The following is a 12,786-nucleotide window of genomic DNA, read 5'->3' as shown; positions in this document are numbered from 1 at the left end:
GTGAATTATTAGCCGATGAAGTTATAATCCTATTTTTTCACAGTCTAACTACATCTAAGTCGCATTAACCAACTCCTAAGTGAGTTTATTAAGTGTGCTTTGATTTAGTTTAGCGAAAATAGGATGTAATCGGTTATTTGAATTTAACTCTCATTTCATTTAAGCAATCGGTGCCTCCTATTTTCATTTTTACTTAAATAAAAATAGGGGGTTTTTTTGTCTCCTTTAATGAGGTGAAATGAATTGGTTATAACAGAATTAAATCAAATTAAGCAATATATCAATGGTGATTTACTATTTGAAGTTGAACAACTAATTATCGAAAAGAAAGCACGAATTGGACTTGTTGGTAAAAACGGATCCGGAAAGTCAACGTTATTAAATCTAATTGCTGGTAAGCAGGAAATTAATCAAGGCCATATTAAACGTTATGGTTCAGTAGAGTTACTTCCTCAATTGAAAGTGACCGATACAACTGAAAGTGGCGGCGAAGTGACCCAGCGCTATATCAATCAAGCATTAGCTAAAGAAACAGATTTACTTTTAGCTGATGAACCAACTACAAATTTGGATCAAGACAATATTCAACACTTATTAAATCAACTTCATCACTGGAATGGTGCAATCGTCATTGTCTCACATGATCGTTATGTTTTAGATCAACTATGTGAACAAATATGGGAAATAGAGCAACAGAAAATCCATGTATATCATGGTAACTACAGTGATTATCGCAACCAAAAGCAGTTAAAAATTGTAAAGCAAGAAGAGGAATATGAGCAATATTTACAAAAGAAAAGACAGCTAGAACGTGCTGTTGCCAAAAAAGAGCAAAAAGCACAACGAGCAACAAAAAAACCTAAACAACTTAGTTCATCTGAAGCTAAGATAACTGGTGCTAAACCATACTTTGCAAAAAAACAAAAGAAACTTCACCAGTCTAAAAAAGCAATTGAAACAAGACTAGAAAAATTAGAACGAGTAGAAAAGGTTTATCAAGAAGCGCCAATTAAAATGGAACATCCTGAAGCAGAAAAATTATATGGCAGGACGATTTTAAGAATTGAAAGTTTACCTGCGGAAATTGGCAAGCGAACATTATGGAAACCTACTAGTTTTCAAATCAATGGCAATGATAAAGTCGCGGTTATCGGCAATAACGGCGTTGGTAAATCAACACTCATTAAAAAAATTATCAATCGTGTTGATGGCGTACAACTATCTTCAGCTGTGAAAATTGGCTATTTTGATCAGAAGCTAAAACAACTTAAACTTAATCAATCGATTATCGAATATGTAAGAGAATCATCTATCCAATCAGAAACAATCATTCGAACTTGCTTAGCTCGACTAAATTTCAACCAACACGATGTTAATAAACCAATTCGAGCATTAAGTGGTGGTGAGCGAGTAAAAGTCGCGTTAGCAAAGTTAATTGTAAGTGATGCGAATATGCTGATTTTAGATGAACCAACAAATTTTTTAGACATTGAAGCGATTGAAGCTTTAGAGTCATTGCTAATCTCATACCCAAGTACTGTTTTGTTTGTATCTCACGACCAGCGACTTATTGAACGACTCGCAACGAAAATCATTGTTATTGAAGAACAGAGGCTTGAATTATTTCCCGGGACATATGAATCTTACCTTAATCCAGTAGATGATGTAGATGATTTAAAGCAAAAATTAATGATTATAGAAACTCGAATCTCAGAAGTGTTAAGTAAACTTAGTCTTGAGCCAAGCGATGAGCTTGAACAGGAGTTTCAATTATTACTGAAAAAGAAGCAAGAATTAACGAATCAATAGTATTTTGACGGTGATTGAATTTATCTTCAATTACCGTTTTTTCTTGACAAAATGGCGAGGTTATTTTAGCATTTAAGTAATTACTTAAATAGTTAAGGGTGATAATCTTATGAAAGATGTTTTTAAAGCTCTTGCTGACCCTACCCGTAGACAAATATTGACGTTATTAAAGGACGGAGACTTAACTGCCGGTGAAATATCTAGTCATTTTGATATGTCAAAACCGAGTATTTCACAGCACCTCAATATTTTAAAACAGGCAGAACTTGTATATGATAACAAGAAGGGGCAATTTATTTACTACACTTTAAATACAACTGTTTTCCAAGAGCTTGTCAGTTGGACACTTGAATTTCTTGATAAAGGAGACTCCAAAGTATGAATAAACGTATTATTCCACTAATTATGATCATTTTTTCAATTAGTTTATGGTTGATTTTCTACCGTCAGCTACCAGAACAAGTCCCGATGCAATGGGGAGCTGATGGTTCAGTCAACTGGACCGCTTCTAAATTTGTAGCTTTACTTGTCAATAATGGCATGTACATTCTTCTTTACCTCTTATTAATGTTCAGCCCTAAAATCGATCCGAAAAAGAATAACTATAAACAGTTTTCGCGTTCATATGAAATCATGGTTTACGCTATTTTAGGCTTATTTTTAATCATTAATGTAGTTGTGTTGTTCAAAAGTTTAGGTTATCCACTAGAGATAAATTTCTTTATTCCATTTTTGATTGGTCTATTATTAATGATTTTCGGTAATTACATGCAAACAATTAAACCAAATTGGTTTATAGGGATTCGTACGCCGTGGACTTTAGATAATGAAACGGTTTGGCGTAAAACACACCGACTTGGTGGAAAAATCTTTATTATTTTAGGTTTAATTTTGATGATAACACCGTTTCTTTCTGATCAGTATGTTCTACCTGTTACATTAATCAGTGTTATTGTTGGTTCACTTATTCCGACAATTTATTCTTTTTATCTTTACCGAAAGCTAAAATAAATTTGGGGGTGAAATGATGACAGACGTCATTCAATTGCTTCAACTGTTATGGCCATTATTAGTTTTACAATTTATTTTACTCGTTGTTGCAATAGTTGCTTGGTTTAAAACAGATGAAACAAAAGGGCCAAAATGGGTATGGCTACTCGTTATACTTTTTGCCAATATCATTGGACCGATCTTATTCTTTTTAATTGGAAGGAGAACAGACTAAATGGAATTATTAATAGAAAATTTAACTAAGAAATTTAACCAACAAGTTGCGGTAAATAACGTCTCATTTCAATTAAAATCTGGACAATGTATCGCATTATTAGGAGCGAACGGTGCTGGTAAAACTACTACACTAAGAATGTTAGCTGGTTTACTAACACCGACATCTGGCGAGATAAAATTTGACGGTTCTCAAAATGGTGTCGACATTCGCTCGAAAATCGGTTACTTACCTCAGCACCCTGCTTTTTATGGCTGGATGACGGGGAAAGAATTTTTAGTCTATGTTGGTCGTTTAGCTAATTTAACTAAGCTAGAAGCAGAAAATCGCGCAGATCACTTACTTGAGCAAGTTGGTATTAGTGATGCAAAAAATAAGCGCATTGGTAAATATTCAGGCGGAATGAGACAAAGGCTTGGTATTGCACAAGCTTTAATCCATAAGCCTTCAATGATCATGTTAGATGAGCCAGTTTCTGCACTAGATCCGATAGGTCGCCGCGAAGTTTTAACGTTGTTACAAGAATTAAAGCAAGATACGACGATCTTGTTTTCAACCCATATTTTAAATGATGCTGAGGAGATCAGCGATGGATTACTGTTAATTCATCAAGGTCAGCTAGTGGAGCAAGGTAGTCTTGCAGAGCTTCGGGAAAAATATCAAAAGCAGAAAATAGAGTTAAGCTTTAAAGAAGTAGATGATCAAATGATTGAACAATTAAATCAGCTTTCTAGTATTGTAGAAATCAGCCAAAATCGTGATCAATTAAATTGCATTGTTAACAATGTTGATTTAGCAAGAGAGCAAATTTTATCAAAAACCTTAGATTCCGGCTGGCAGATGACTAACTTTACTGTGTCTCGTGCTACATTGGAGGATATGTTTATGGAGGTGGTAAATAAATGAGTCAGTTTTTAACAGTATTCAAAAAAGAATTCATGGAGTCATGGCGTAACTTTAGTTGGATTTGGGTACCGATCGTCTTTATTTTACTTTCAATTATGGATCCATTGACTTATTACTACTTACCAAAAATCATGGACGCAGTTGGTGGTGTGCCAGAGGGGATGGCATTTGAAATTCCAGAAATCCCAGCACCAGATGCGGTGATGTTAGCGCTAGTACAAATCAGCTCAATAGGCGTTTTAATCGTCGTATTATTAACAATGGGGACTATTGCTGGTGAGAGAAAAACTGGTATTGCTGAATTAGTTTTAGTAAAGCCGGTTAATCACGTAACATATATTTTAGCTAAATGGTTTGCTAAGTTCGTCCTATTTTTTATCGCCTTTACGATTGGGATGCTATTAAATTGGTATTACGTTAATCTACTTTTTGGTGATGTAGGTTTTACCGAACTAATTTATCTGCTGCTGTTTTATGCTTTATGGATCATGTTTGTCATCTCATTAACAATTTTCTTTAGTACCATTTTTAAAGGACCAGGACCTGTTGCAGGTGTGACAATCGGAACATTACTTAGTATGTCAGTCGTTAACGGTTTAGTAAACCACTGGTTACCTTGGTTCCCAAATCAACTAAGCACATACATTAACGAGATGCTCTATAATCAATCCGTCTCAACTGAACTCTGGGGAACGGCAGGTATAACTGTTGGTCTATCAGCCATTCTACTAATCTGTTCATTTATTATATTTAAAAACAAAAAAGTTCTCTAAACTTTTGAAAAAGCTATCTACTACCTAGTATGATAGCTTTTTTATTAACTAAAATATAGATGAGTTGCTTTGCAGTGGGGAATTTTGTAATGTGTTTAGAATTAGACATAATCTTTGACATTTGCTATTGTTTTTTGTCAAAACATTAACGATTAGAGCATTATCTTTAACTTTTACCACTATTTTTTGTCTAAACATTAACGATTAGAGCATAATCTTTAACTTTTACCACTGTTTTTTGTCTAAATATTAACGATTAGAGCGTTATCTTTAACTTTTACTACTATTTTTTATCTAAACATTAACGATTCGTGCATTATCTTTAACTTTTACCACTATTTTTTGTCTAAACATTAACGATTCGTGCATTATCTTTAACTTTTACCACTATTTTTTATCTAAACATTAACGATTCGAGCATAATCTTTAACTTTTACCACTATTTTTTGTCTAAACATTAACGATTCGAGCTTTATCTTTAACTTTTGTTACTACTTTTTATCAAAACGTTAAAGATCTAACATTTCACAGATAAAAAGACTGCACTAAAGGTCATAGCCTTCGATGCAGTCTTTCTTTTAGAAAATATAAACTTGAAATCACATTAGCAATGTTCAACTATTATCCTTTTTTCACAACAATCTCTTCATCAACTAACTCAACTGTTATCTTACTAACATCTGTTTCATCTAATAGTAAATCAGTTATGCCATCTTCAACCGTTTCTTGAATCACACGACGCAATGGACGTGCGCCATAATCAGGATTATAGCCTTTTTTCGCTAAAAATTCTTTAGCCTCGTCTGTAATGGTTAATTGATAATTTTGCTCACTTAGATGTGCGCTTAACTCATTCAACATTAAATCAACAATCTTAACGAGATCGTCAGTTGATAATGTTTTGAAATTAATAATAGAATCAAATCGATTTAAAAACTCTGGTTTAAAGTAATCTTTTAATTGATCAAGTGTTGATACAGCTTCATTTTGATCTTTATTAAAGCCTACCTGAATCTCTTTAAAACTTGATCCTGCGTTACTTGTCATAATAATGACACAGTCTTTAAAACTAACAGTTCTGCCATGGGAATCAGTTAAATGACCATCCTCCATGATTTGTAAGAACATATGCTGAACATCAGGGTGTGCCTTTTCAATTTCGTCTAGCAAAATTAAACTATATGGATTACGGCGAACTTTTTCAGTTAATTGACCGGCTTCCTCGTGACCTACATAGCCTGGAGGTGATCCGATAATTTTCGATACAGAATGTCTCTCCATATACTCACTCATATCAAGTCGGATGAGCGAGTCTCTTGTACCGAATAACTCCTCTGCTAGTACTTTAGCAAGCTCTGTTTTTCCAACGCCTGTTGGTCCGACAAATAGGAAAGAACCGATCGGACGCGTCGCTACTTTCAAACCAGCTCGACTTCTTCGAATGGCTTTAGCAACTTTATTAACTGCATGATTTTGACCAATTACCTTTTCTGATAATTTTACTGCTAGATCGCGCATTTTAGCTTGCTCATCTGCTTGCATTTTCTGAACCGGAATACCTGTCTTTTCTTCAATAATTTGTTGAATGTCATCAACTGTCACTTCTGTAGACGGACTGTCTTCTAACTCTTTTAATTGTTTTTCAAGTTGTAGCTCTTGATGACGTAAATGTGCTGCCGTTTCATAGTCCTCTTTCTCAGCTGCAGCTGCCTTTTCAACGGCAATCTCTTCTAACCTAGCTTCAATAGCTGATTTATCTGATTCTGCATGCAATAAATTAAGTCGAGCACCTGCTTGATCAATTAAATCAATTGCTTTATCCGGTAAAAATCGATCCTGAATATAGCGTTTTGATAATCGGACAGCATGCTCAATGACTTCATCACTATACTTGACGTAATGATATTTTTCATAGCGATCTTTAATCCCGTTTAGTATTTGAATTGCTTCATCAGTTGTTGGTTCCTTAACAATAATCGGCTGTAATCGGCGTTCTAAAGCTGCATCTTTTTCAATTTGGCGGTACTCTTTTAATGTTGTTGCACCGATTAACTGCAATTCACCTCTAGCAAGTGCAGGTTTTAGAATATTTCCAGCATCCATTTGTGAACCTTCTGCCGTTCCAGCACCTACTAATAGATGGATTTCATCAATAAATAATATTACGTCTTTTCGTTCTTGTAGCTCACGGATCAATTGATTCATCCGTTCTTCAAATTGACCTCTAATTCCTGTATTTGCTACAAGCGAAGCCACATCTAATAAGTATAACTGCTTATTCTTCAGTTTATTTGGCACTTGACCTTCAACTATCTTTAATGCCAGGCCCTCTGCAATAGCTGTTTTACCTACGCCTGGCTCACCAATTAAAACTGGATTATTTTTATTCCGGCGATTTAACGTTTCAATGACTTGTTTAACTTCTAGATCGCGTCCAATGACAGGATCAATCATACCTGCACTTGCAGCTTCAGTTACGTTACGACCAAGCTGATCTAATAAGCCTCCTCCGCTTCGACCAGACTCAGTTCGAACCTGTTGACCTTGCTTAGGCTGTGCACCAAATGCAAAACCACTAAACGGATGGGCGTCTTTGTTGCCAAAAAAGCTTGAAGGGTTCAATGAATTATTTCTAATTTCTTTGTAGCAATCTGGACAAACATGAAGTTGCTCTGTTTCCTGATTAATCTGAAGAGTTAAGTTTATAGTTGCGGGACGTATTTGACACTTTTGACATTTCATCCTTTTCTTCCTCCTTTATTCTTTTTGACTATCTTTGACCTTTCTTACTTATAGTATACTTTGACCTTATTTGACTTTCAAGTTTTTTGCATATTTTAATCAATAATCAACTTATATCAGTTGATTTTTCTCATTTTATGGTATGATATAATTAACAATAGGATGATTAGGAGGCGGTTTAAATGAAATGTAGAATCCAAATTCAGCAGAAACAAGCCACTTTAGATGTCAAACGATTAATCCTGTTTAGAAATTGTCAATTAGTTGAAGCACACGGTCGTTCTGGACAAACCTATTATTTAGTTTTTCATAAGAAACGCTATATAAATACAGTTAAAGTTAATCAATTAAACCCTGATTCCTTTATTGCAAAAGCCATCATGTATGGTCTTATTGTCACTTCACCACATCATGCCATTGATACACTCGTCAATCAACAAACATTTTCATGTATACCACTTAAGAAGATGCTCCAGTCTATGTCCAAAAAGTTGGATCAATTAGATCAAATTATTATCATTACTTATTTCGATCAATTTATTTCACAAGAAAAAATTATCAACCTATTTATCGAGTGTTTCCGTCAGCATCGTCGCGACGGTCAATTACAGCATGCTTTCCAAGTTTTATCCACATTAAAAAATTATCAGCCAGATAATCAGTTTGCACACGATATGTTAGTATCTTTAACGTTTCAAGGCTACCAGGTCCATGAACGTGAAATGTTCGCCTTCAATCCACTAGATCTCGACACACTTGAGTCAATTTATCAATCTGATAGTCGCATACTAGAACGAAGCATTTTAGCAACTGTTCAATTACTAAAAAAATTCTCAAACCACTATTGGCAGCTATTTTTATCAACGCTAGACCCTTTTCCACCGAGCATTCGTGCCGCTACCTTGTATGAAATGTACCTGCAACAGCCGAAGCTAATCAACCATCAACCTTTTTCTGATCAATTGCTCATGTATGTCGATTCAAAGCGATATTTAAAAATACTATTAGAAAAAGATTTCTCTCACCAAGTCAATATCAAAGCATTTATGAGTCACTTAACTCAAGTCGAGCAAAACACCCACTTAACGATTTTCACAAAACATCAAGATCAATTTATTAAACGAATCGACTCATTTCCATGTGAAGAAAAAGAAGTCGTCACAAGAATGATCGTAGAATCTGCACTAAAGTATAAACCGATTGAAGATATCTTGTCTTGGCTAGACAAATTTGACACACCGTTTTATTTCACAAAACACTTAGAATTAATCAAAGAGCTAAAAGAAAATCCAGACAGTCAAGCACAATTAGCAGATATTTATCAGTACTTTAACCACTTTGCTGGTGCGATAGATTGTCTAAAGTGGGAAATCGAATTACACCCAAATAATGAAACGCTTTATAAAAAGCTCATTAGCCTGCTCAAACAAAATGGACAAGTTGAAGAAGCAGAAGCTTATCAAGAACAAATCATTCACCAAATAAAATATTCATAATCGTATTAAAATAAATCATGATTAATATGAGGCGATATGTGGTAAAGCTACTTTAATAGATAAGAGCAGGTGATAAAGGTGAAAAATACAAATGAAGACTACTCAGCGATAATTGATATTGGCTCAAACTCAATGCGTTTAGTCATTTACCAGAAAGAAAAAACTGGCCGTTTATATGAAGTAGAAAATGTAAAAGCTGTTTCACGACTTTCAAACTATTTAGATCATGAGCATAATCTATCTCCTGAAGGTATTGATGTTCTATTAAACACATTAGCGCATTTTGCTGACGTACTGGCAATCTATCCTTACCGACAATTCATGTGCATGGCGACTGCGACAATTAGACAAGCTCACAATCGTCATGAGCTGATCAAACTTGTTAAACAGAAATTTGATTGGGATATGATTATCCTATCGGAAAAAGAAGAAGCGTATTATGGCTACCTAGCTGTTGTTAATTCGACGTCGCTTACTGAAGGAATCACTGTCGATATGGGTGGTGGTAGTACAGAGGTGACATACTTTAAAAACCGTGAACTTGTACACTCACATAGCTTTCCATTTGGAACTTTAACGTTAAAAGCACTATACCAAGACGATCTAACTGAACAGGAAAATGCTCAGAAAGTTCGCCAATTTGTTAAAGATCAGTTTGAATCACTACCTTGGCTAAGAGATCGCCACATACCTCTCATTGGAATTGGCGGAAGTGCAAGAAACATGGCACAAATCGACCAAAATGAGAAGTCATATCCAATGGCTGGATTGCATCAATATCAAATGAATGTTTACGATATTAACCGGATTTTAAATTATTTAATTTCAATTCCTTTATCGAAGAGGGAAAAAGTCGAAGGTTTATCTAAGGATCGGGCTGATATTATCATTCCAGCAATTGAAACATTTAAAGTGCTGTACGAAACAGTTAAAGCCGATCAATTTATCTTAAGTCAAAAAGGATTACGTGATGGCATTAATTACAGTTGGCTTTTAGCAAATCACGACACTGCCTATTTCCCTAATGTGCTTGAAGAAAGCTTAAATGAAATCGTCATGCGCTATAACCAAAATATGAACCAAATTTCACATGTCCACTTTTTAACACGGAAAATCTTTAATCAATTATTTGCACAGCAATTAAAGACATTAACACAAGCTGATTGGTCTTACTTATCACATGCTATTTATGTTTTCAATCTTGGTCAATATATTGATTCAGAGTCCAGTGCACAGCATACATTTTATTTACTAGCTAATCAAACGATAGATGGACTATTAAATCATGAAAAACTAATCATTGCATTAATTGCTTCTTATAAAGATAGTGTGACGTTTGATCAGTTTGTTAAGCCTTATAAAAGCTGGCTTACAAAACATGAACGTAAAAAGTATCGACTCCTTGGCTCATTATTAAAATTAACTTATGCATTAGATGCAACAAAACGACAAGTGATTCAAAATGTAGACATTCAGATGAAGCAAAAACAAATTAAGCTAATAGTATATTATAAAAAAAATCCAAGCGCTGAATCATATCAAGCAGAAAAGCAAAAGAAACATTTTGAAAAAGCAATCAATAAAAAAGTAGTTCTCCAATTTAATCAGCTCAATTAGGCATATGCTGGATTCTAGCAGGAGGGGCATAATGAAGCAAAGAACTGATGCGGTTTTCACATACGATAATCCAGCTTACTTCAATAATCGTGAAATAAGCTGGTTGCGCTTTAATCAACGTGTACTTGAAGAGGCATTGAATCGAAATAATCCGATCTTAGAACGATTAAAGTTTATTTCAATCTTTTCTTCAAATTTAGATGAATTTTTTATGATTCGAGTTGCTGGTTTAATGGATCAAGTAAAGGCTAATTTTAACAAGCCTGATAATAAGTCTGGGCTAACTGCCAGTGAACAATTAACTGCGGTTAGTAAGGAAACTCATCGATTAGTTCAAGTACAAAATCAGATTTACCAGGAGCAGGTCCATGCGTTAGCTCAAGCAAAAATTCAAATTAAAGCAATTGAAGGTTTAACAATTGAGGAACTGAATTGGTTAGCGGATTATTTTACAGAGCGGATCTTCCCAATCCTAACACCAATTGCAATACACATGTATCAGCCGTTTCCATTACTAGCTAATAAATCATTAAATATGATTGTGCGCTTATGTTCATTGACTGATAAAAGTGAGAAAACAGCGCTTATTCAAGTACCAGAATTAATTAAACGAACAATTCAAATTAAACATACTGATCAATATATACTGCTTGAAGAAGTCATTATTTATTATCTAAATTTACTATTTCCAAATGATGAAGTCATATCAACTACTGTATTTCGAATAACTCGAAATGCGGATATGACGATTCATGAAGAAGATGTGCGTGATCTTTTAAAAGCGATTGAGTCTGAGCTACACAAAAGAGAATGGGGCGCTGTCGTCCGCTTAGAAATTGACCAACATTATTCTGATTTTAATGTCGTTCAGTTTTTAGCAAAAATGTATGATATTCATGATGCAGATCTATATTTTCTACCAGGTCCACTCGACTTTACTTTTTTAAATGCATTTTACAGTCAAATTAAAGCTTGTTATCCTGAGTTAGCTTATCACCCTGTTCAACCACAATATACGCATGAATTAAATAAAGATCAGTCAATTTTTATGCAAGTCAAATCACACGATGTTTTACTGCATCACCCATATGATTCATTTGAGACAACGATCAAACTATTAACTGAAGCAGCTCATGATCCAGATGTTTTAGCGATCAAACAAACACTTTATCGTGCGAGTAAGTATTCACCGATTATTAAGTGCTTAGAGACTGCTGCTTTAGCTGGAAAACAGGTAACTGTACTCGTTGAACTAAAGGCGAGATTTGACGAAGAAAATAATGTCCATTGGGCCAAAAAACTTGAACGTGCTGGTTGTCACGTTATTTATGGTATAAGTGGTTTAAAAACACATAGTAAAATTTGCTTAATTGTTCGTAGAGGTGAGCAATCAGTTGAACGGTACTTGCATTTGTCTACAGGTAATTACAATGAACAAACAGCAACGTTATACACTGATCTAGCATTGATTACTACCCGAGACGCTTTAGTCGATGATGCAACACATTTCTTCAACTTTTTATGTGGTGCAACTGAAATACCAAAATTAAATGGATTATCAATTGCCCCTCACAATTTGAAGAATACTTTTTTATCTCTTATAGACCGTGAAATCTTGAATCAAAAACAATTTGGAACTGGTCGAATTATCGCAAAAATGAATGCATTAACTGATAAAACAATTATTATGAAACTATATCAAGCTTCACAAACTGGCGTATCAATCGATTTGATTGTACGAGGAATTTGTTGCTTGAAACCAGGAATTCCAGGAGTTAGTGATCAAATCAGAGTCCATAGTATTGTTGGACGTTTTTTAGAACATAGTCGAATTTATTATTTTTATAATAATGGTGACGATCAATATTACCTATCATCGGCTGATTGGATGACACGCAACTTAGAAAGACGGATTGAGCTTATGTTTCCGATCCTACAAGCTAATCATCAACAACGAATTTACGAGATTCTTCAGCTTTCAATAACTGATAATACAAATCGACGAATTCAACTTAGTGATGGAACATATCAATTAGTTGTACCAAATCAAAATGATCCGATTATTAACAGTCAAAGTATTTTTCAACAACTGGCTGAAAGCAGTAGCTATAATTAATTTCACAGAAGCAAAACTTAGTCATATTTAAGTAAGACGATAAATATGGAAAAAAATAAAACATTTGCATTTACCAGAATAAGAGTAAATACAAATGTTTTA

At 34.4% G+C, this 12,786-nt stretch carries 10 protein-coding genes; 9 read left to right on the top strand and 1 reads right to left on the bottom strand.

Annotated features, from left to right (window positions below; all coding sequences use genetic code 11):
* The first annotated feature begins 243 nt into the window (after nt 1-243).
* From abc-f to AXY_RS03215, 6 genes are all read left to right on the top strand, one after another.
* Nucleotides 244-1,809, top strand: a complete 1,566-nt coding sequence (gene abc-f / locus AXY_RS03240; RefSeq protein WP_015009358.1) for a ribosomal protection-like ABC-F family protein — start codon at nt 244-246, stop codon at nt 1,807-1,809.
* 109 nt (nt 1,810-1,918) lie between these two features.
* A complete protein-coding gene (locus AXY_RS03235) occupies nt 1,919-2,191 on the top strand; it encodes an autorepressor SdpR family transcription factor (RefSeq protein ID WP_015009357.1) in 273 nt (90 codons plus the stop codon).
* Nucleotides 2,188-2,820 carry an SdpI family protein gene (locus AXY_RS03230; protein ID WP_015009356.1) on the top strand — a complete coding sequence of 211 codons (633 nt, stop codon included), beginning with the start codon at nt 2,188-2,190 and terminating at the stop codon, nt 2,818-2,820. Before AXY_RS03235 ends, AXY_RS03230 begins: the two co-directional genes overlap by 4 nt.
* A gap of 13 nt (nt 2,821-2,833) precedes the next feature.
* Entirely contained in the window at nt 2,834-3,034 is a 201-nt protein-coding gene (locus AXY_RS03225) for a PLD nuclease N-terminal domain-containing protein (RefSeq protein WP_015009355.1), read from the top strand.
* Complete coding sequence (locus AXY_RS03220) at nt 3,035-3,940, top strand: ABC transporter ATP-binding protein (protein WP_015009354.1); 906 nt, start codon at nt 3,035-3,037, stop codon at nt 3,938-3,940.
* A complete protein-coding gene (locus AXY_RS03215) occupies nt 3,937-4,713 on the top strand; it encodes an ABC transporter permease (RefSeq protein ID WP_015009353.1) in 777 nt (258 codons plus the stop codon). Before AXY_RS03220 ends, AXY_RS03215 begins: the two co-directional genes overlap by 4 nt.
* Nucleotides 4,714-5,334: 621 nt before the next feature.
* On the opposite strand, the gene AXY_RS03210 is transcribed toward AXY_RS03215, so the two are convergent.
* Complete coding sequence (locus tag AXY_RS03210) at nt 5,335-7,455, bottom strand: ATP-dependent Clp protease ATP-binding subunit (RefSeq protein ID WP_015009352.1); 2,121 nt, start codon at nt 7,453-7,455, stop codon at nt 5,335-5,337.
* 182 nt (nt 7,456-7,637) lie between these two features.
* Between AXY_RS03210 and AXY_RS03205 the strand changes: the two genes are divergently transcribed.
* The 3 genes from AXY_RS03205 (at nt 7,638) to AXY_RS03195 (ending at nt 12,684) form a co-directional block, all read left to right on the top strand.
* Nucleotides 7,638-8,951, top strand: a complete 1,314-nt coding sequence (locus AXY_RS03205) for a tetratricopeptide repeat protein (RefSeq protein ID WP_015009351.1) — start codon at nt 7,638-7,640, stop codon at nt 8,949-8,951.
* A 132-nt stretch (nt 8,952-9,083) separates the two neighbouring features.
* The gene (locus AXY_RS03200; RefSeq protein ID WP_051007546.1) at nt 9,084-10,568 is read left to right on the top strand and encodes a Ppx/GppA phosphatase family protein; all 1,485 of its coding nucleotides are present in this window, start codon (nt 9,084-9,086) and stop codon (nt 10,566-10,568) included.
* A 31-nt stretch (nt 10,569-10,599) separates the two neighbouring features.
* Nucleotides 10,600-12,684: an RNA degradosome polyphosphate kinase gene (locus tag AXY_RS03195; RefSeq protein WP_015009349.1), complete on the top strand. Its 2,085-nt coding sequence runs from the start codon at nt 10,600-10,602 to the stop codon at nt 12,682-12,684.
* The last annotated feature ends 102 nt before the right edge of the window (nt 12,685-12,786 follow it).

This window comes from Amphibacillus xylanus NBRC 15112, from assembly GCF_000307165.1.
In the GTDB taxonomy this organism is placed as follows: domain Bacteria; phylum Bacillota; class Bacilli; order Bacillales; family Amphibacillaceae; genus Amphibacillus; species Amphibacillus xylanus.
This window is presented reverse-complemented; position numbering and strand designations above follow the sequence as displayed.